Origin of the sequence: Pseudomonas sp. 30_B (genome assembly GCF_017491605.1) — a bacterium.
Taxonomy (GTDB): Bacteria; Pseudomonadota; Gammaproteobacteria; order Pseudomonadales; family Pseudomonadaceae; genus Pseudomonas.
In genome coordinates this window covers 180,360-198,698 of the sequence record NZ_JAFGYY010000007.1, presented here as the reverse complement: position 1 = coordinate 198,698, position 18,339 = coordinate 180,360, and the positions used below count along the sequence as shown (strand labels likewise).

The 18,339-nt window shown below is 66.2% G+C and carries 18 protein-coding genes; 3 read left to right on the top strand and 15 right to left on the bottom strand.

Translation table 11 applies throughout. From position 1 onward, the window contains the following. Positions 1 to 6: 6 nt before the first annotated feature. From nth to J5M67_RS10225, 9 genes are read right to left on the bottom strand one after another with little or no spacing between them, the layout of a single operon-like run. Positions 7 to 645, bottom strand: a complete 639-nt coding sequence (gene nth / locus J5M67_RS10265) for an endonuclease III (RefSeq protein ID WP_207885197.1) — start codon at positions 643 to 645, stop codon at positions 7 to 9. Then, positions 642 to 1,358, bottom strand: coding sequence for an electron transport complex subunit E (locus J5M67_RS10260; protein WP_207885196.1), 717 nt, complete (start codon positions 1,356 to 1,358; stop codon positions 642 to 644). Before J5M67_RS10260 ends, nth begins: the two co-directional genes overlap by 4 nt. Continuing rightward, entirely contained in the window at positions 1,351 to 1,995 is a 645-nt protein-coding gene (rsxG, locus tag J5M67_RS10255; protein ID WP_207885195.1) for an electron transport complex subunit RsxG, read from the bottom strand. Before rsxG ends, J5M67_RS10260 begins: the two co-directional genes overlap by 8 nt. After that, positions 1,995 to 3,032 carry an RnfABCDGE type electron transport complex subunit D gene (locus tag J5M67_RS10250; protein WP_207885194.1) on the bottom strand — a complete coding sequence of 346 codons (1,038 nt, stop codon included), beginning with the start codon at positions 3,030 to 3,032 and terminating at the stop codon, positions 1,995 to 1,997. The genes rsxG and J5M67_RS10250 overlap by 1 nt, the downstream gene beginning before the upstream one ends. Further along, a complete protein-coding gene (rsxC, locus tag J5M67_RS10245) occupies positions 3,029 to 5,344 on the bottom strand; it encodes an electron transport complex subunit RsxC (protein WP_207885193.1) in 2,316 nt (771 codons plus the stop codon). Before rsxC ends, J5M67_RS10250 begins: the two co-directional genes overlap by 4 nt. Beyond that, positions 5,341 to 5,907, bottom strand: a complete 567-nt coding sequence (gene rsxB, locus J5M67_RS10240; protein WP_207885192.1) for an electron transport complex subunit RsxB — start codon at positions 5,905 to 5,907, stop codon at positions 5,341 to 5,343. Before rsxB ends, rsxC begins: the two co-directional genes overlap by 4 nt. Next, complete coding sequence (gene rsxA, locus J5M67_RS10235) at positions 5,904 to 6,488, bottom strand: electron transport complex subunit RsxA (RefSeq protein ID WP_207885191.1); 585 nt, start codon at positions 6,486 to 6,488, stop codon at positions 5,904 to 5,906. The genes rsxB and rsxA overlap by 4 nt, the downstream gene beginning before the upstream one ends. A gap of 43 nt (positions 6,489 to 6,531) precedes the next feature. Beyond that, positions 6,532 to 6,843, bottom strand: coding sequence for a CcdB family protein (locus J5M67_RS10230; RefSeq protein WP_207885190.1), 312 nt, complete (start codon positions 6,841 to 6,843; stop codon positions 6,532 to 6,534). Then, positions 6,843 to 7,088, bottom strand: coding sequence for a type II toxin-antitoxin system CcdA family antitoxin (locus J5M67_RS10225; RefSeq protein ID WP_207885189.1), 246 nt, complete (start codon positions 7,086 to 7,088; stop codon positions 6,843 to 6,845). The genes J5M67_RS10230 and J5M67_RS10225 overlap by 1 nt, the downstream gene beginning before the upstream one ends. A gap of 148 nt (positions 7,089 to 7,236) precedes the next feature. On the opposite strand from J5M67_RS10225, the gene J5M67_RS10220 reads away from it, so the two are divergent. Continuing rightward, positions 7,237 to 7,755, top strand: a complete 519-nt coding sequence (locus tag J5M67_RS10220; RefSeq protein ID WP_207885188.1) for a hypothetical protein — start codon at positions 7,237 to 7,239, stop codon at positions 7,753 to 7,755. Positions 7,756 to 7,845: 90 nt separating this feature from the next. Here the strand turns inward: J5M67_RS10220 and metG are convergent, their stop codons facing one another. Continuing rightward, positions 7,846 to 9,879, bottom strand: a complete 2,034-nt coding sequence (gene metG, locus J5M67_RS10215; RefSeq protein ID WP_207885187.1) for a methionine--tRNA ligase — start codon at positions 9,877 to 9,879, stop codon at positions 7,846 to 7,848. Positions 9,880 to 10,064: 185 nt separating this feature from the next. Here metG and apbC point away from each other — a divergent pair, with 185 nt between their 5' ends. Further along, the gene (gene apbC, locus J5M67_RS10210; RefSeq protein ID WP_207885186.1) at positions 10,065 to 11,159 is read left to right on the top strand and encodes an iron-sulfur cluster carrier protein ApbC; all 1,095 of its coding nucleotides are present in this window, start codon (positions 10,065 to 10,067) and stop codon (positions 11,157 to 11,159) included. A 109-nt stretch (positions 11,160 to 11,268) separates the two neighbouring features. Next, complete coding sequence (gene dcd, locus J5M67_RS10205; RefSeq protein ID WP_207885185.1) at positions 11,269 to 11,835, top strand: dCTP deaminase; 567 nt, start codon at positions 11,269 to 11,271, stop codon at positions 11,833 to 11,835. Positions 11,836 to 12,221: 386 nt separating this feature from the next. Here dcd and J5M67_RS10200 read toward each other — a convergent pair whose 3' ends face one another. The 5 genes from J5M67_RS10200 to J5M67_RS10180 all read right to left on the bottom strand — a co-directional run bounded on the left by J5M67_RS10200 (position 12,222) and on the right by J5M67_RS10180 (position 18,192). After that, complete coding sequence (locus J5M67_RS10200; RefSeq protein ID WP_207885184.1) at positions 12,222 to 12,986, bottom strand: ABC transporter ATP-binding protein; 765 nt, start codon at positions 12,984 to 12,986, stop codon at positions 12,222 to 12,224. A 47-nt stretch (positions 12,987 to 13,033) separates the two neighbouring features. Further along, positions 13,034 to 13,747 carry an ABC transporter permease gene (locus J5M67_RS10195; protein WP_207885183.1) on the bottom strand — a complete coding sequence of 238 codons (714 nt, stop codon included), beginning with the start codon at positions 13,745 to 13,747 and terminating at the stop codon, positions 13,034 to 13,036. Next, on the bottom strand, positions 13,744 to 14,457 hold the full coding sequence (locus J5M67_RS10190; protein ID WP_207885182.1) for an ABC transporter permease: 714 nt from the start codon (positions 14,455 to 14,457) through the stop codon (positions 13,744 to 13,746). The genes J5M67_RS10195 and J5M67_RS10190 overlap by 4 nt, the downstream gene beginning before the upstream one ends. Before the next feature lie 79 nt (positions 14,458 to 14,536). Beyond that, positions 14,537 to 15,316 carry an ABC transporter substrate-binding protein gene (locus J5M67_RS10185; protein WP_207885181.1) on the bottom strand — a complete coding sequence of 260 codons (780 nt, stop codon included), beginning with the start codon at positions 15,314 to 15,316 and terminating at the stop codon, positions 14,537 to 14,539. Between the two features lie 335 nt (positions 15,317 to 15,651). Continuing rightward, on the bottom strand, positions 15,652 to 18,192 hold the full coding sequence (locus tag J5M67_RS10180; protein ID WP_207885180.1) for a penicillin acylase family protein: 2,541 nt from the start codon (positions 18,190 to 18,192) through the stop codon (positions 15,652 to 15,654). Positions 18,193 to 18,339 lie beyond the last annotated feature (147 nt).

The following is an 18,339-nucleotide window of genomic DNA, read 5'->3' as shown; positions in this document are numbered from 1 at the left end:
TAACGCTCAATCGTCCGAAGTCTTGTGCTTGTACTCGCACAGGTCCTCGATCCGGCAACTGCCGCACTGCGGCTTGCGTGCCTTGCAGACGTAGCGCCCGTGCAGGATCAGCCAGTGGTGGGCATCGAGCAGGTATTCCTTGGGTACGAACTTCAGCAGCTTCCTCTCGACCTCCAGTACATTCTTGCCCGGCGCTATCCCCGTACGGTTGGCGACGCGGAAGATGTGCGTGTCCACGGCCATCGCCGGCTGTCTGAAAGCGGTGTTGAGCACTACGTTGGCGGTCTTGCGACCCACGCCCGGCAGGGCTTCGAGGTCCTCGCGGTTCTCCGGTACCTGGCTGCCGTGCTTCTCGATGAGGATGCGGCAGGTCTCGATGGTGTTCTTCGCCTTGCTGTTGTACAGGCCGATGGTCTTGATGTACTCCGACAGGCCCTCCACGCCGAGGGCATAGATCGCCTCCGGGGTATTGGCCACCGGGTAGAGCTTGGCGGTGGCCTTGTTCACCCCCACGTCGGTGGCCTGGGCGGAGAGCAGCACCGCGATCAGTAGCTCGAAGGGCGTGCTGTAGGCCAGTTCGGTTTCGGGGTTGGGATTGTCTTCTTTGAGTCGGCGGAAAATCTCCGCGCGCTTGGCGGCATTCATTCAATCACTCCGGTCACGCGGACACGTTGGCGCTCGGTCGCGGGTACGTCGCCCGCCTGCGCCTTGGCACGTTCCGCCAGGCTTTCATCGATACGGTTCTTGAGGGCGATCAGCAGGCCCAGCACCAGGAAGGCACCCGGCGGCAGGATGGCCAGCAGGAAGCCCGGGTAGTTGGCGAACAGCTGGATTTTCCAGGTTGCCGCCGCCGGGCCGAACAGCAGGTTCATGCCGGCCAGCAGGGTGCCGTGGCCGAGCAGTTCGCGGACTGTGCCCACCACCAGCAGCACCAGGGCGAATCCAGTGCCCATCATCAGCCCGTCGAAGGCCGAGCGCGCCACGCTGTGGCGCGAGGCGAAGGCTTCGGCGCGGCCAAGGATCACGCAGTTGGTGGTGATCAGCGGGATGAAGATGCCGAGGATCTGGTACAGCTCGTAGGTCCAGGCCTGCATCAGCAGCTCGATGCAGGTGGTCAGCGCGGCGATGATGAGGACGAAGGCCGGCAGGCGCACGGCTTCGGTGACCGAGCCACGGATCAGCGCCACCGCCGCGTTGGAGCAGGCCAGCACGAAGATGGTCGCAAGGCCGAGGCCGAGGGCGTTGACCATGGAGTTGCTGGTGCCCAGCAGCGGGCACAGGCCGAGCAGCTGCACCAGCCCCGGGTTGTTCTTCCACAGGCCCTGCAGGGCCAGCTCGCGGTAGCCGGGATCACTCATGGCGGTCTCCTGCGGCCGGTTGTGCGGCGGGGGCGAGCAGCTCGGCCTTGTGCGCGTCGAAGTATTGCAGCGCCTTGTGCGTGGCCTTCACCACGGCGCGCGGGGTGACGGTGGCGCCGGCGAACTGGTCGAACTGTCCGCCGTCCTTCTTCACCTTCCAGCCAGCGTCGGCCGGATCGGTCAGCGAGTGGCCGTCGAAGCCGTGCAGCCAGTCGCTCTTGCCCAACTCGATCTTGTCGCCCAGTCCGGGGGTTTCCTTGTGCGACACGACGCGCACGCCGAGCAGCCGGCCTTCGGCGGTGACGCCCACCAGCAACTGGATGGAGCCGCTGTAGCCGTCCGGTGCGGTGGCCTGGAGGATCACCGCCGTGGCCTGGCCCTGGCGGCGTGCGACGAAGGTCGGCGCCGGCTCGCTGCGGCCGAGCAGCTTGGGATCGAAGGCTTCGACCTGGCTGTCCAGCGGGTGGTTGTCATAGCTGCCTGCCGGCAGCAGTTCCAGCAGGGCGCGGCCGCGCGCCTCGCGCTGGGCGTTGTCGATACGCTGCGCGGTGAACTGGTGGACCAGCGCCACCACGCCCACCGTAACCACGGCGAACAGGCCGAGCACCAGGGCGTTCTTCAGCATCGAGCGGGTCATCAGTCCCCCACCTTGAAGCCGCGCTCAGGCTTCTTGTGCCCGTAGGTGCGCGGGCGGGTGTAATAGTCGATGGTCGGCGCGGCGAGGTTCATCAGTAGCACGGCGAAGGCCACGCCGTCCGGGTAGCCACCCCAGGCGCGGATCACGTAGGTGAGCACGCCGACGCCGATGCCGAACACCAGGCGGCCACGGTTGCTGGTGGCGCCGGACACCGGGTCGGTGACGATGAAGAAGGCGCCGAGCATGGTCGCGCCGCTGAACAGGTGCAGTAGCGGCGAGCCGTGGGAGTCGGAGCCCGAGCCGTTCCAGAACAGCAGGCCCATGACGAACAGCGCGCCGAGCATGCCCACCGGCGCGTGCCAGGTGAACAGCTTGCGCCAGAGCAGGAACAGCCCGCCGGCGAGGAAGGCCAGGTTGACCAGCTCCGCACCGCGCCCGCCCAGGTGGCCGAAGGCGCTGGATTGTGTCGTCAGTTCGTCCATGGTCAGGCTGTTGTTGTTGCGTACCACGTCCAGTACGGTGGCGCCGACCCAGGCGTCCGGCGCCTGGCTGGCGAGGCCGAAGATATGCCGCAGCCCTTCGCCGAATCCCGGTGCGCTGTCCGGCGCCGGCCACTGGCTCATGTGCAGCGGGAAGGACACCAGCACCACCACGTAGCCGACCATCGCCGGGTTGAACGGGTTCTGCCCCAGGCCGCCATACAGGTGCTTGCCGAACACCAGGGCGAACACCGTGGCGATCAGGCTCAGCCACCAGGGCGCATAGGGTGGCAGGGCGAGGGCGAGCAACACGGCGGTGACCAGGGCACTGCCGTCGCGGAGGAAGAACTCGATCGGGCGCTTGCGCAGCCGGAGCATCGCCGCCTCGGTGGCCAGCGCGATCAGGCTGCACCAGAGCAGGTTGAACAGCGTGCCGACGCCGTACAGGCCGATCAGCACCAGGGCGCCGGGGGCGCAGGCGGCCAGCAGAGTCAGCATGACCTTCTGCGTGCGGTTGCTGCCGGTGGCGTGGGGCGAGGTGATTCGGGGCAGCTTCATCGGGGGTCCTCACCGCTGGCATCGGCCACGGCGCGTTCGGCCGCTAGCAGACGGGCGCGGGCGGTGGTCAGGGCATCGTCGCCGGCGCCTTCGCGTTCGAGTTTCTTCAGGTCGGCGCGGGCGTAGGCCAGTTCGGTCTTGGCGGCGCGCAGGGCAGGGCTGACCGGGCGCTTGTCGGTACGTACCAGTTCCGGCGGCGCCTTGCCGCTGGCGTCTTCGGCAGCATGCAGGGCCTGTTCGGCGGCGGCCAGTGTCTGGCGCACCGAGGCCAGTTCCTCGTCCGAGGCGCCGTCGCGCTCGGCACTGCGCAGGGCATCGCGCTGGGCCACGTAATGCTGCTTGGCCTGGCGCAAGGCGAGTACGCCATTAGTGGGCTCGCCGGCTTGTGGGGCCGGTGCGGCGGCGGATTGCAGCTCGCCCAGGCGATGCTCGATGCGTTCGACGTCCTCGCGCAGGGAAGTGAGGGTGGCGCGCTGTTCGTCCGTGGGCGACTCGCCGAAGGCCTTCTCGGATTTCTTCAGCTGCGCCCGGGCCATGGCGGCGTCGATCTTGGCTTTCTTCAGCGCGGCTTCGTTATCGACCGCTGCCGGAGCGGGGGCCGGTGCCGCACTTGCTTCAGCGGCAGCCAGTGCAGCCTTGGCCTGCTCGGCGGCGCTGCGCAGTTCGGCGACCTGGGCGCGCAGTTGTTCGGTGTCGTGGGCGGCCAACTGCTTCTCGGCCTTCTTCAGCGCGACCTGGGCCATGCTGGCCTCGATCTTCAGCCGCTTGAGCTGGTCGGGCGCATTGCCCACGGCCTTCTCGGACTTCACCCGCTCGATGATGGATTGTGCGGCGGGGGCGGGCGGCTCGGGACTGGCCTCATCTTCCTGTACGCGCGCGGCGCGCTCCTGGCGGGCCAGGCGTTCGGCGGCGCGCTGTTCGTCCTCGCGGCGCAGGCGGTCCTGGCGCTGCTCGAAGCGCAGGCGCGATTGTTCGGCCTTCAGCTGGCGTTGCTGCAGCTCACGGATATCGGCCTTGGCCGCGCGGTAGTACTGCACCAGCGGGATGCTCGACGGACAGACGTAGGCGCAGGCGCCGCACTCGATGCAGTCGAACAGGTTATGCGCCTGCAACTGCTCGTGCTCCGCGCCGAGGGCGAAGTAGTGCAGCTGCTGCGGCAGCAGGCTGGCAGGGCAGACCTGCGCGCAGTCGCCGCAACGGATGCAGGGCATGGCCGGCGGTGCGGGCGGCAGTTCCTCGCGGCTGGCGGCCAGCAGGCAGTTGCCGGTCTTGATCAGCGGCACGTCCAACGACGGCAGGCTGACGCCCATCAGCGGTCCGCCGAGGATCAGGCGCTCCAGCTTCGAGCGGTCGAGGCCGGCGAAATCCAGCAGCTCGCCCACCGGGGTGCCGAGCAGCGCCTCGACGTTGCACGGGCGCTCCAGCGCGGCGCCGGTCAGGGTGGTAATGCGCGAGATCAGCGGCCGTCCGCGCAGCACGGCATCGGCCACGGCCACGGCGGTGCCGACATTCACGCAGAGCATGCCGATATCCGCCGGCAGCCCGCCGGCGGGCACTTCGCGGCCGGTGAGAATCTGGATCAGTTGGCGCTCGCCACCGGAGGGGTATCTGGTCGGGATTGCCCGCAGCGTGATGTTCCGTTCACCAAGCGCGGCCTGTACGGCAGCCAGCGCCTCGGGTTTGTTGTCCTCGATGCCGATCAGCACCTGCTCCGGCTGCAGGATGTGCAAGAGGATGTCGATGCCCTGCACCAGCTCCGCTGCGCGTTCGCGCATCAGCAGGTCGTCGGCGCTGATGTAGGGCTCGCACTCGGCGCCGTTGATGACCAGGGTGTGCAGGTCGTCCTGCGGGCGGGTGGCCAGCTTGGCAGCGGTGGGGAAGCCGGCGCCGCCGAGCCCGGCAATGCCGGCGTGACGGATGCGTTCCAGCAGTTCGACCGCGGAGCGGGATGCGTAGTCGGAACAGGCATCGAGTGTTGCCCATTCCTCCTGGCCGTCGCTGTCGATGACGATGGCTGGCGCCGTCAGCCCGGAGGCGTGGGGGTAGGGTTGTTCGCCCAGCGCCACCACGGTGCCGGACGTCGGCGCGTGCAGCGCGGCGCTGATGGCGCTGCCCGGCTCGGCGATGCGTTGCCCCTTGAGCACCCGCTGGCCGACTTCGACGCAAGGCAGGGCGGGCTCGCCGATGTGTTGCTGCAACGGCAGCACCAGCCGGCGCGGCAGCGGCGGCTGCTGGATCGGCATTGCCGTGGACTGCTGCTTGTTCTCCGGCGGATGGATGCCGCCGGGGAAGCTCCAGACCTGTACCGTCATGCTGCCCGCTCCCGGTCGCTGGCGATCAGCCGGGTGTCCGGCAGCGGCCATTTCCAGTCGGTGACGCGCACCGGCAGTTCGCGCATCTCGATGCAGTCCACCGGGCAGGGTTCCAGGCACAGGTCGCAGCCGGTGCATTCGTCGACGATCACTGTATGCATCAGCTTGGCCGCGCCGACGATGGCGTCCACCGGGCAGGCGCGGATGCATTTGGTGCAGCCGATGCACTCGGCCTCGCGGATATAGGCCACGCGCGGCGGGGTTTCCGCGGCGGCGTCCAGCGGTTGCGGCTCGACGTCCAGCAGGTCGGCGAGGGCAGCGATGGTGGCGGCGCCGCCGGGCGGGCACTTGTTGATCGCGTCACCGTCGGCGATGGCCTGGGCGTAGGGTTTGCAGCCGGCGTAGCCGCACTGGCCGCACTGGGTCTGTGGCAGCAGGGCATTGATCTGTTCGGCCACCGGGTCGCCTTCCACCTTCAGGCGCACGGCGGCATAGCCCAGCAGCGCGCCGCTGGCGAGGCAGAGCAGGGCGACGACGGCAACGGCGAGCAGCACCGCGCTCATGGCTTGAGCAATCCGGTGAAGCCCATGAAGGCCAGGGACATCAGCCCGGCGGTGATCATGCCGATGGCGGCACCCTGGAACGGCTTGGGCACATCGGCGATGGCGATGCGCTCGCGCAGGGCGGCGAACAGCACCAGCACCAGGGAAAAGCCCAGGCCGGCGCCGAAGCCCTGCAGGGTGGATTGCAGGAAGCCGTACTCCGGCTTGTTGGCATTGAGCAGGGCCACGCCGAGGACGATGCAGTTGGTGGTGATCAGCGGCAGGAAGATACCCAGCACGCGGTACAGCAGCGGACTGCTCTTCTTCACCAGCAGCTCGGTGAACTGCACCACCACGGCGATCACCAGGATGAAGCCGATGGTGCGCAGGAATTCCAGGTCCAGCGGCTGCAGCACGTAGCGTTGCAGGATGTAGCTGCACACCGAGGCGAGGGTGAGGACGAAGGTGGTGGCCAGGGACAGTCCGATGGCGGTCTCGATCTTGCGCGACACGCCCATGAAGGGGCACAGGCCGAGGAACTGCACCAGCACGAAGTTGTTGACCAGGATGGCGCTGACCAGGATCAGGGCGAGTTCGGTCATGACAAGGCTCCGGTGGTCCGGCGTAGGCGGCGGTGGTTCATGCTCAGATTCCGCTGATCAGCAGGTCGATGGCGGCGATGATGTCTTTGCTGTGGTGTGCCAGGCTGCCCACCGGCTCGCCCAGTTCGCGGCGGGCGATGCCGGCCATCTGCGGGGTGAGCAGCAGGAGCGTCTCATCGCCGACCGTGACTTCCGGCATCAGCCGGTTGATGCCGGCCAGCCCTTTGCCACGGCTCAGCGGGATCACCATGCGCGTATTCAGCGAGGCCAGCAGGTCGCTCTGCACGTCCAGCAGCAGCGGAATCTCCGCCTGGGTGCGCGGGTTGGCATTGCGGTACAGGTCGAACTGCTTCATCAGAAGCTCCGCAGGCCATCGCTGAACACGCCGGCTTCCTCGACATGTTGATTGTAGGCTTCGATCGCCGCGCGGTTCTGTTCCAGCCAGCGTTGGCTCAGGCGTTCCTTGACCACATCGGCCAGTGCTTCCTCCAGCACCGCCGAGAGGTTCACGTCCAGCTCGCGGGCCTGTTTCAGCAGGTCGCTGTTGAGGCTCAGGTTGGTGGCTTTCTTCGGGGCTTGAGGATCGTAGGTCGTGTGCATGGGCACCTCCACGGCGGATGCGCATAGATTATGCGCATGGGGTTGGAGGAGCAATCGCCATGCTCCGCAAACCGGTTGCGGTGCCGGGGCCGGCGGGGGGAATATCTGCGGTTGCCGAATCCTGTTGGCGCCTCTTACGGAAGTCCGCATGCCCAGACGCTTCATCGCCCTCTGCCTGTTGCTCTCCAGCGGCCTCGTTGCGGCCGCTCCCTTCACCACCTCCGACCTGGTCAGTTGGCCACGCATGAGCGTCGCCGACTTCGCCTGCCAACTGGAGCAGCGCACCGGTCATGTCGATGCGCAATTCAGCTGCGCGACCAGCAAGACGCTGAGCAACTGGGGCGACGCCTGCCATGACACGGACCTCAGCTACGCCGGCCCGCAGTTGCCCGAAGCGCTGGTGCGCCAGCTCAATCCGAGCATCACGGCGGTGGACCTGGACTGGGAGTACGGTCGCCTGCAATCGGTCAACGTCACCTTCGACAGGATCATGACCGCGGATGAGGTGGCGGATATCTTCCCGGAGGTGAACCTGGAGGAACCCACCTCGCGGGAAAACCTGAGCAACGCTTCGCTGCAGGACTGTGCCGAGGACAGCTCCTGCCTCTATCTGGAAGGCTTCGAGCACATGGGCGGCGGAGACGGGGACTGCGAAGACGCTCAGTAGGCCATACCGGCGGCGTTGAGCCGCCCCCTGTGATGCTGTCGTATACGAAAACGCCGGCAATTTGCCGGCGTTTTCATGGAGGCTCTGGCGTTACTTGACGCGCTGGCCCGGCTTGGCGCCGCTGTCGGGGCTGAGCAGGTAGATCTCTTCACCTCCGGGGCCGGCGGCCAGGACCATGCCTTCGGAGATGCCGAACTTCATCTTGCGCGGGGCCAGGTTGGCCACGTACAGGGTCAGGCGGCCTTCGAGCTTGCTCGGGTCCGGGTAGGCGCTCTTGATGCCGGAGAACACATTGCGCTTCTCGTCGCCGATGTCCAGGGACAGGCGCAGCAGCTTGTCGGCGCCCTCGACGAACTCGCACTTCTCGATCAGCGCGATGCGCAGGTCGACGGCGGCGAAGGCGTCGAAGTTGATCTCCGCGGCCAGCGGGTCCTTGGTCAGTTCGCCATTGCCCTTGGGCTGGTTGGCGGCGGCGAGGTCTTCCTTGGAGGCTTCGATCATGGCTTCGATTTTCGCGGGCTCGATACGGGTCATCAGCGGGTTGAACGGGTTCAGCGGGTGGTTGGCCAGCAGTTGCTCGTGGTCGGCCCACTTCAGCGGGGCGACGTTGAGGAAGGCTTCGGCGGCTTCGGCCAGCTTCGGCAGCACGGGCTTGAGGAAGATCACCAGCTGGCGGAACAGGTTCACGCCCAGGGCGCAAATGGCCTGCACTTCGTCCTGCTTGCCTTCCTGCTTGTTCAGCGACCACGGGGCCTTGTCGGCGATCCAGGCGTTGGCCTGGTCGGCCAGGGCCATGATCTCGCGCATGGCGCGGCCGAAGTCGCGGGCTTCATAAGCGGCGGCGATGCTCGGTGCGGCGCTGTGGAAGGCTTCGACCAGCTCCGGTGCCGGGTTGGCGTCCACCAGCAGGCCGTTGTTGCCCTTGTGGATGAAGCCGGCGCAACGGCTGGCGATGTTGACCACCTTGCCGACCAGGTCGGAGTTGACCTTCTGCACGAAGTCTTCGAGGTTCAGGTCGAGGTCGTCCACGCCACGGCCCAGCTTGGAGGCGTAGTAGTAGCGCAGGTATTCCGGGTCCAGGTGGTCCAGGTAGGTGCGCGCCTTGACGAAGGTGCCGCGCGACTTGGACATCTTCTGGCCGTTGACGGTCAGGTAGCCGTGCACGTTCACTGCGGTCGGCTTGCGGTAGCCGGCGCCTTCGAGCATGGCGGGCCAGAACAGCGCGTGGAAGTTGACGATGTCCTTGCCGATGAAGTGGTACAGCTCGGCGTCGGAGCCCTGCTGCCAGTAGGCGTCGAAGTCCAGCTCCGGGCGACGTGCGCAGAGGTTCTTGAAGCTGGCCATGTAGCCGATCGGCGCGTCCAGCCAGACGTAGAAGTACTTGCCCGGTGCGTCGGGAATCTCGAAGCCGAAGTAGGGCGCATCGCGGGAGATGTCCCACTCCTGCAGGCCGGAATCCAGCCATTCGGCGATCTTGTTGGCCACCGAATCCTGCAGGGTGCCGCTGCGGGTCCATTCCTGCAGCATGGCCTGGAAGTCAGGCAGCTTGAAGAAGTAGTGCAGCGATTCCTTGAGCACCGGGGTGGCGCCGGAGATGGCCGACTTCGGGTCCTTCAGCTCGGTGGGCGAATAGGTCGCGCCGCAGGCTTCGCAGTTGTCGCCGTACTGGTCGGCGGTGCCGCACTTGGGGCAGGTGCCCTTGATGAAGCGGTCGGCCAGGAACATCTGCTTTTCCGGGTCGAAGTACTGGGTCACCGGGCGGGTGGCGATGTGGCCGGCTTCGCGCAGCTTGACGTAGATGGCCGAGGACAGCTCGCGGTTCTCTTCCGAGTGGGTCGAGTGGTAGTTGTCGAAGTCCACCAGGAAGTCGGCGAAGTCGGCCATGTGCTCGGCGCGCACGCCGTCGATCAGCTGCTCGGAGGTGATGCCTTCGCGCTCGGCGCGCAGCATGATGGCCGAGCCGTGGGCGTCGTCCGCGCACACGTACACCGCCTGGTTGCCACGCATCTTCTGGAAGCGCACCCAGATGTCGGTCTGGATGTACTCCAGCATGTGACCCAGGTGGATCGAGCCGTTGGCGTAGGGCAGGGCGCTGGTGACGAGAATCTTGCGGGCTTCGGACATGATGATCGGCCGTGACGGAAAAACGAGGGAAGTCGGCAACTATATAGGGACGTGGCTGATTTTTCACCCGTGTGCCGCCTGGGAGTAAGCCCGAGGCGTTCATGCGACCGATGATCGCGAGCAAGGGCGCCACGAGAGGCGTAATATGCCCGCCTATTCTGCTCAGTCTTTCATCGGGAGTACCCATGAGCTCCGTTACCCGTGCCACGGTGGAGAGCGTTCTCCGCCAGATCAACGACCCCCACACCGGCCAGAATCTGCTGGACGCCGGCTACCTGCGCGAGCTGGACATCCAGGGCGGGCGCATCGCGCTGACCCTGGAGCTGGGCTACGCGGCGGGCCTGTTCAAGAACGGCCTGGCGCAGACCGTGCAACTGGCCCTGGAGTCCCTGGACGGCGTCGATTCGGCGCAGGTGAAGGTGGAAACCCACATCGCCGCGCACAAGGCCCAGGCCCAGGTGCCGGGCATGAGCAACGTGAAGAACATCATCGCCGTGGCCTCCGGCAAGGGCGGCGTGGGCAAGTCCACCACCGCCGCCAACCTCGCGCTGGCGCTGGCCCGCGAAGGCGCCAAGGTCGGCATCCTCGACGCCGACATCTACGGCCCGAGCCAGGGCATCATGTTCGGCATTCCCGAGGGCACTCGGCCGAAGATCCGCGACCAGAAGTGGTTCATCCCGCTGGAGTCCCATGGCGTGGAAGTCATGTCCATGGCCTTCCTCACCGACGACAACACTCCGGTCGTGTGGCGCGGGCCGATGGTCTCCGGTGCGCTGATCCAGCTGATCACCCAGACTGCCTGGAACGACCTGGACTACCTGGTCATCGACATGCCGCCGGGTACCGGCGACATCCAGCTGACCCTGGCGCAGAAAGTCCCGGTGGCCGGCTCGGTGATCGTCACCACCCCGCAGGACCTTGCCCTGCTCGACGCGAAGAAGGGCGTGGAGATGTTCCGCAAGGTCAACATCCCGGTGCTGGGCGTGGTCGAGAACATGGCCGTGCACATCTGCTCCAACTGCGGCCATGCCGAGCACCTGTTCGGCGAAGGCGGCGGCGAGAAGCTGGCGGCGCAGTATGGCGTCGAGTTGCTGGCGTCGCTGCCGCTGTCCATGGCCATCCGCATGCAGGCCGACGGTGGCAAGCCCACGGTGATCGCCGACCCGGAAAGCCAGCTGGCGATGATCTACCAGGAAATGGCCCGCTGCGTCGGCGCCCGCATCGCCCTGAGCGAGAAGGCCGCGCCGGACATGCCGAGCATCTCGATCAGCGACGACTGACCGGCGTTTTCGGGAGCGACAACCCACCGCCCGGCGCGCCCCTTTGCCGGGCGGCGCGCCTGCCGGTAAGATTCGCGTTTCTTTTTTCAGCAGCTACGGGACGCCCGCCATGAGCATCAAATCGGACAAGTGGATTCGCCGCATGGCTCTGGAGCACGGCATGATCGAGCCGTTCGTCGAGCGCCAGATCCGTGGTGCAGACGACAGCCGGGTCATCTCCTACGGTGTCTCCAGCTACGGCTACGACGTGCGCTGCGCCGCCGAATTCAAGGTGTTCACCAACATCCACTCGGCCGTGGTCGATCCGAAGAACTTCGACGAGAAGAGCTTCGTGGACATCAACAGCGACGTCTGCATCATCCCGCCGAACTCCTTCGCCCTGGCCCGCACCGTCGAGTACTTCCGCATCCCGCGCGACGTGCTGACCATCTGCCTGGGCAAGAGCACCTACGCGCGCTGCGGCATCATCGTCAACGTGACCCCGCTGGAGCCCGAGTGGGAAGGCCACGTGACCCTGGAATTCTCCAACACCACCAACCTGCCGGCGAAGATCTACGCCCACGAAGGCGTGGCGCAGATGCTGTTCCTGCAGTCGGACGAGGCGTGCGAAGTGTCGTACAAGGATCGTGGCGGCAAGTACCAGGGCCAGATGGGCGTGACCCTGCCGAAGGCCTGATCCTTCCGCTATGAACGAAAAACCGGGCATTGGCCCGGTTTTTTATTGCCTGTGATTCGCTCCGAGTAAGCCAAATGGCTTCGCATGAGAAGTGCACGCACCAGGCCCAGCAGGGAGATGCCCGTAGGAGCGGGCTCTGTCCGCGATTGGAGCACCCGGTGGCGCCAGCGTTGGGCTGATCGCGGGCAGAGTCCGCTCCTACAAAATCAAGAGTCCCTCACCCTAACCCTCTCCCGCAAGCGGGAGAGGGGACCGTGCGGTGCAGGATGAAACCACGACATCAGCCGGCACGATCTGCCCCCTCTCCTTCCGGGAGATGGCTGGGGTGAGGGCATGCACTGGCATGGGTTTCCAAGAAGGCAGTTGCTCCTACGATAGGGTGGAGCCTATTTCAGGTTGCCACTGAGGAACTGCCGCAGCCGCTCGCTCTTCGGCTTGCCCAGCACTTCCTGCGGCGGGCCCTGTTCCTCGACGCGGCCCTGGTGGAGGAACAGCACCTGGCTGGATACCTCGCGGGCGAAGGCCATTTCGTGGGTGACCAGGATCATGGTGCGGCCTTCCTCGGCCAGCGCCTTGATGACTTTGAGCACCTCGCCGACCAACTCCGGGTCGAGCGCCGAGGTGGGCTCGTCGAACAGCATGATTTCCGGCTCCATCGCCAGCGCACGGGCGATGGCCACGCGCTGCTGCTGGCCGCCGGAAAGGAAAGCCGGGTACTTGTCGATCACCTGCGCCGGCAGGCCGACCTTGCTCAGGTAGCTGCGGGCGCGGTCCTCGGCTTCCGCGCGTTCCACGCCCAGCACCCGGCGCGGCGCCAGGGTGACGTTCTCCAGCACCGTCATGTGGCTCCACAGGTTGAAGTGCTGGAACACCATCGCCAGGCGCGTGCGGATGCGCTGCAGTTGCGCCGGGTCGGCGACGCGCATGCCGCCGGGACCCGGCAGCATCTTCACTTCCTCGCCGTCGAGGATCATCCGGCCCTCGTCGGGCTGTTCGAGGAAGTTGATGCAGCGCAGGAAGGTGCTTTTGCCCGAGCCGCTGGCGCCGATCATGCTCACCACGTCGCCGGTCCTGGTCTCCAGGGATACGCCCTTGAGTACCTCGTTGTCGCCGTAGCGCTTGTGCAGGGACTCGATCTTCAATGTGGTCATGCGGGCCTCAGGAATGCGTGACGGGAGTGGCGTAGGGCAGGGTGCGATCAGCCATGGCTGGGGCCGAGGAAGGCCAGCCAGCGTCGCTCGGCCAGGCGGAACAGCCCGACCAGGGTGAAGGAAGTCACCAGGTAGAGCATCGCGGCGATGCCGAAGGACTGGAAGGACAGGAAGGTCGCGGCGTTGGCGTCGCGGGCAATCTTCATCAGGTCCGGCACGGTGGCGGTGAAGGCCACGGTGGTGGAGTGCAGCATGAGGATCACTTCGTTGCTGTAGTACGGCAGCGCGCGGCGCAGCGCCGAGGGCATGATCACGTAGCGGTACAGCCGCCAGCCGCTCAGGCCGTAGGCGTGCGCGGCCTCGACTTCGCCGTGGGCGATGTTGCGGATGGCGCCGGCGAAGATTTCCGTGGTGTAGGCGCAGGTGTTCAGGGCGAAGGCCAGCAGGGTGCAGTTCAGGCCGTTGCGGAAGAAGGCGTCGAGTATCGGTTGCTCGCGGACCGCCGCCAGGCTGTAGATGCCGGTGTAGCAGACCAGCAACTGGATATACAGCGGCGTGCCGCGGAATATGTAGGTGTAGAACTGCACCGGCCAGCGCACCAGCGGCTTGCGCGAGACGCGGGCGATGGACAGGGGAATGGCGACGGTGAAGCCGAAGGCGATGGAGACCACCAGCAGCCAGAGAGTCATGGCCAGGCCGGTGATGTGGTAGCCGTCGGTCCAGAGGAAGGCTTTGCCGTACTGCTGCAGCAATTCGATCATCGCAGGGCCTCGCGCACGCCGATGGCATAACGGCGCTCAAGGGCGTTGAGCACGAAGTTGGAGAGGGTGGTGAAGACCAGGTAGATCAGCGCGGCCACGATCAGGAAGAAGAACAGCCGGTAGCTGCTCTTGCCGGCATCCTGCGCGGCGCGGACCACGTCGGACAGGCCGATGATGGAGACCAGCGCGGTGGACTTGATCAGCACCATCCAGTTGTTGCCCAGCCCCGGCAGGGCGAAGCGCATCAGCTGCGGGAAGAGTACGAAGCGGAAGCGCTGCGCCCGGCTCAGGCCATAGGCGCTGGCCGCTTCCAGCTGGCCGCGCGGCACCGCGAGGATGGCGCCGCGGAAGGTTTCGGTGAAGTAGGCGCCGTAGATGAAACCCAGGGTGATCACCCCGGCACTGAACGGGTCGATCTCGATGTATTCCCATTCCATGTAGTCGGTGAGGTCGGCCAGCCAGGTTTGCAGGCTGTAGAAGATCAGCAGCATCAGCACCAGGTCGGGGACGCCGCGGATCAGCGTGGTGTAGAGGGTCGCCGGCAAGCGCAGGAGTCTGGAGCCGGAGAGCTTGGCGCTGGCACCGATCAGGCCGAGCAGGACGGACAGCAGCAGTGAGCAGATCGACAACTTGATGGTCATCCAGGTGCCGTCCAGCAGGATGGCCCCGTAGCCCTTGAGGCTGATGCTTTCGAGGAATGCCTGGAGCATGCGCTGAGCGCTCCCGTGATGCCGCCGCTGCCGTGACGGGCCCGCCCCGGTCGGCGGGGGCGGGCGCGCTCAGGGCCGATCAGTCGTTGTAGATGTCGAGGTCGCCGAAGTATTTCTTCTGCAGCTTGTCGTAGGTGCCGTCGGCGTGGATGGCCTTGATGCCCTTGTTGAGCATCTCGCGCAGTTCGTTGTTGCCCTTGCGCACGCCGATGGCGATGTCCGCCGGCATCAGCGGGTCATGCACCGGCTTGCTGATCTCGAAGCCCTTGCCCTGGTCGGTCTTGAGGAAGCCCTGCTCGGCCTGCAGCAGGTCCTGCAGCGAGGCGTCCAGGCGGCCGGACACCAGGTCGGAGTAGACCTGATCCTGGTTCTGGTAGCTCTGCACGTTGACCCCGGCCGGCTCCAGCTTGGTCTTGGCGAAGGTTTCCTGGATGGTGCCCTGCTCGACGCCCACGGTCTTGCCCTTGAGCGAGTCGGCGGTGGCTTCGAGCCCCGAACCTTTCTTGCTGATCATCGCCGAAGGGCCGGTGAAGAGTTTCTCGGTGAAGTCGATTTCCTTCTTGCGCGCTTCGGTGACGGTCATCGAGGAGATCACGCCGTCAAACTTGCGTGCTTTCAGGCCCGGAATCATCCCGTCGAAGTCGTTGGGCATCCACACGCACTTGACCTTCAGGTGCTCGCAGATGGCGTTGCCCAGGTCGATGTCGAAGCCGACCAGACTACCGTCCGGGGCCTTGGACTCGAAGGGGGCATAGGAAGGGTCGGTGGCGAAGCGGATTTCTTTCCACTCCTTGGCTTGCAGGGCGCCGGCGCTGGCCATCAGGACCAGGGCGGAGAGTGTCAACCAGGCTTTTTTCATCGAAGGGAATCCTTAGAGGTTGGTCAAGCAGGTGGAAATAACGGGAACACCTGTGCAACAGCGCAAGGACAGCAATTTTCGAACCAGGCACGGAGCGGCGGACGCCAGCGACAGGAAAAGGATGACGGACGCGGTCCTGCAAAAGGTATAGCAGCGGCAACTCCGGCGTGCGCACCCGGTTGGGGCGCGGGAGTGAGGCGTCGGGTAACGGGATGGTGCGCGGCAGAAAAAAGAAAGGCACCCGAAGGTGCCTGAAAATGATCATGGAGTAAGTCGACTGTTCTGATTCCGGGGCGGGACACAAGTTCCCGGCCCCGGAAAAATTTCTCAGTCGATCACTTGCCCGGCACCAGCGTCAGGCGCTTCGTACCGTAGACCTTGTCCAGGTTCTGCGACTGGAAGGGGAAGCTCATGTAGTTGCCCTTCAGCCAGGCGTCGATGCCGTCGGCGTAGTGCGGGCTGGCCGGGTTGCCGGACTGGCCGCTGCTGTTGACGCCCATCATCGGCTCGCTCTGGCCGAAGTCGACGACGATGCGCATGGCCGGGATCAGCCAGGTGTCGAAGTCCTGGCCCCAGTGGTAGGCCGAGACGTTCAGCGTGGTGTGGTCGCCGCCGGCCGGGTAGGGGCCGCGGTCCAGGTAGCCCTTGATCGCGCCGATGCTGGCCCGCTCGCTGGCGCTCAGGTTGGGCGCCATCTTGGTGCTGTCGCTGACCCACTCGTAGGTGTGCAGCTTGCCCCACTGCCAGGCGCGGCGGTCGCTGCCCAGCTTCTGCTCGCAGAAGGCGGTGGCGGCGGCCAGGCTGCGGGCAAGGATTGCCGGCTTGTCTTCCTTCTGCGGAGTGCGGGTGTCGTCCCAGAACGGACTGTCGTCGCGCCCCAGCAGGTGGTCGGCCTGAGCCGAGTAGGACAGGTTGGCGTTCTCCACGAAGGCTTTCCAGGACGGGCTGTCTTCCGGGCCGAGTTCGTCGAGGAATATCTGCTTGGTGCTTTCCTGCAGGAAGGCTTCGTACAGCGCAGCGTCGCCCGAGGTGGCTGAGAGCTTGCCGTCGAACGCCATGATCCGGTCCAGCGCTTCGCGGGCGCGGGCGCGCTGGTCGGCGGGCAGGGCGTCGATGGCTTTCTTCAGCGGCTGCGTCATGCCAGGTGCGTCGAGCATGGATTGCAGCTTGCCGGCGAAGGGCGTGGTCTGGTCGTACTGCATGGCGATCATGCTGCGGTAATCGTGACTCTTGCTGGCGCCGGCCAGTTGCGCGATGCGCTCGTAACGCTCCGGGTAGTACCAGGAGCTGGACAGCTGTGCGCCGTAGCCGGGCTGCACGGTGCGGTGGTTGGCGGTGCCCAGCCAGCCCTGCGCCGGGTCCTGGTCGGACGGGTGCAGGATCGGATCGGCGTAGCCGTCCCAGTCGTAGCGGCCGTCCCAGCCGGGGGAGGGCAGCAGGCCGCGGCCTTCCTTGCGGTTGGGGAAGCGCCCGGTGACCTGCCAGCCGATGTGTTTCTCATCGGCGAACAGGATGTTCAGCGCCATCGCACGGACGTCGCGGGTGGCGTCGAACGCCTGCTCGACGCTCTTGGCGCGGGACAGGTCGAAGAAGGCGTCGAGGGTGCGGTCGGTCTCGCCCTGGATGCTCTGGTAGGCGATGCCGTAGCCGCTGGTCAGCGGCAGCGGCTGCAGGTCGTGCTTGCGCTCGCCCAGCGCGCTGTTGAGCAGCGGGCCGTGGCGGGTCTCGTAGATGACTTCGCGCACCGGACTCTGGCCCTTGATGAAGAAGGTCTCGTTGCGCTCGACCGCCGGCTTCCACTGGCCGTCCGCGAGGTAATAGAGCTTGCTGCCCTGGCGCTTCACCTGTTCCAGGAACAGGTCCTGGTTGTCGCCCATGACCATGGTCATGCCCCAGGCCAGCTTGCCGTTGAAGCCGGCCACCACGCCCGGCACGCCGGCAATGGAAACGCCGGCGGCGCTGAATTTCGGCGAACGGATCTGCACGTAGTTCCACACCGAGGGCATGGACAGCGGCAGGTGGGTGTCGTTGGCCAGGAGGCTCTTGCCGCTGCGGCTGCGCTGCGGGGCTATGGCCCAGTTGTTGGAGGCGGCGACGCCCATCATCTGCAGCGCGGCGACCTGGCCGGCGGCGCGGTCGAGCGCGTCGAGGCCGGCGATCTTCCCTTCCAGGCGCAGGCCCTTGAGCTTCTCGGCCTCGTCGAAGGGCAGCGCCTCATCCGGGTAGATCGGCGTCAGCCAGGGCAGCTTGTCGGCGCCGACTTTCTGCGCGATGACCAGGGAGGCGATCTCTTCCTGCAGGTTCACTGCCAGGCCGAAGTTCAGCAGGCTGAAGACCAGCGCGGAGTCTTCCGGCTTCCAGTACTCGGGGTGATAGCCGGACTCGGCCAGGTCCATCGGCAGCTTGTCGCGGTAGCGGAACAGGTAGGCGTTGACGCCGCGCGCGTAGGTTTCGAAGAAGCGCTTGAGGCGCGGCGAGGAGCCGGCATAGAGGGCGTCAGCGGCCTTCTTCAGGTTCACCGTGCGCATGAAGCGGTCGGTCTCCAGCGCACCGGGGCCGACCATTTCCGACAGGCGCCCCTGGGCCATCAGGCGCAGGCCGACCATCTGGCTGATACGGTCGCTGGCGTGCACGTAGCCCAGGGTGAACAGCGCATCGTGGAAGCTGCTGCTCTCGATCAGCGGCATCCCCAGGCTGTTGCGGCGGATCGACACGTTGTCCGCCAGGCCCTTGATCGGCTGCACGCCGGAGGTCGGTGTCAGGCTGTCGGCATAGTGGTCGTTCAGCCAGTTCTGGCAGCCGGCGAGGCTGACGGCGGCGCTGAGGGTGGCGGCAAGGCCGAAGCTGGGAAGCCGGCGGAAGGCTCGCGGGGCCATGAAGGTGTGCTCCTGCACAAGGGATCGCGGGAAAGGCGCTACGTTAGTGAGCCGGGAAGAGCCGCGCAAGCCACGCACGGCGGGATTTTCGGCCGTCGGCAAACACGTGGGGCGGACAGCAGAAGGCCCGCGCTGGGCGGGCCTTCT

Excerpts from the sequence above, each read along its gene's own strand:
- nth (WP_207885197.1), bottom strand. The coding sequence starts at position 645 with ATGAATGCCGCCAAGCGCGCGGAGATTTTCCGCCGACTCAAAGAAGAC.
- J5M67_RS10260 (WP_207885196.1), bottom strand. The coding sequence starts at position 1,358 with ATGAGTGATCCCGGCTACCGCGAGCTGGCCCTGCAGGGCCTGTGGAAG.
- rsxG (WP_207885195.1), bottom strand. The coding sequence starts at position 1,995 with ATGACCCGCTCGATGCTGAAGAACGCCCTGGTGCTCGGCCTGTTCGCC.
- J5M67_RS10250 (WP_207885194.1), bottom strand. The coding sequence starts at position 3,032 with ATGAAGCTGCCCCGAATCACCTCGCCCCACGCCACCGGCAGCAACCGC.
- rsxC (WP_207885193.1), bottom strand. The coding sequence starts at position 5,344 with ATGACGGTACAGGTCTGGAGCTTCCCCGGCGGCATCCATCCGCCGGAG.
- rsxB (WP_207885192.1), bottom strand. The coding sequence starts at position 5,907 with ATGAGCGCGGTGCTGCTCGCCGTTGCCGTCGTCGCCCTGCTCTGCCTC.
- rsxA (WP_207885191.1), bottom strand. The coding sequence starts at position 6,488 with ATGACCGAACTCGCCCTGATCCTGGTCAGCGCCATCCTGGTCAACAAC.
- J5M67_RS10230 (WP_207885190.1), bottom strand. The coding sequence starts at position 6,843 with ATGAAGCAGTTCGACCTGTACCGCAATGCCAACCCGCGCACCCAGGCG.
- J5M67_RS10225 (WP_207885189.1), bottom strand. The coding sequence starts at position 7,088 with ATGCACACGACCTACGATCCTCAAGCCCCGAAGAAAGCCACCAACCTG.
- J5M67_RS10220 (WP_207885188.1), top strand. The coding sequence starts at position 7,237 with ATGCCCAGACGCTTCATCGCCCTCTGCCTGTTGCTCTCCAGCGGCCTC.
- metG (WP_207885187.1), bottom strand. The coding sequence starts at position 9,879 with ATGTCCGAAGCCCGCAAGATTCTCGTCACCAGCGCCCTGCCCTACGCC.
- apbC (WP_207885186.1), top strand. The coding sequence starts at position 10,065 with ATGAGCTCCGTTACCCGTGCCACGGTGGAGAGCGTTCTCCGCCAGATC.
- dcd (WP_207885185.1), top strand. The coding sequence starts at position 11,269 with ATGAGCATCAAATCGGACAAGTGGATTCGCCGCATGGCTCTGGAGCAC.
- J5M67_RS10200 (WP_207885184.1), bottom strand. The coding sequence starts at position 12,986 with ATGACCACATTGAAGATCGAGTCCCTGCACAAGCGCTACGGCGACAAC.
- J5M67_RS10195 (WP_207885183.1), bottom strand. The coding sequence starts at position 13,747 with ATGATCGAATTGCTGCAGCAGTACGGCAAAGCCTTCCTCTGGACCGAC.
- J5M67_RS10190 (WP_207885182.1), bottom strand. The coding sequence starts at position 14,457 with ATGCTCCAGGCATTCCTCGAAAGCATCAGCCTCAAGGGCTACGGGGCC.
- J5M67_RS10185 (WP_207885181.1), bottom strand. The coding sequence starts at position 15,316 with ATGAAAAAAGCCTGGTTGACACTCTCCGCCCTGGTCCTGATGGCCAGC.
- J5M67_RS10180 (WP_207885180.1), bottom strand. The coding sequence starts at position 18,192 with ATGGCCCCGCGAGCCTTCCGCCGGCTTCCCAGCTTCGGCCTTGCCGCC.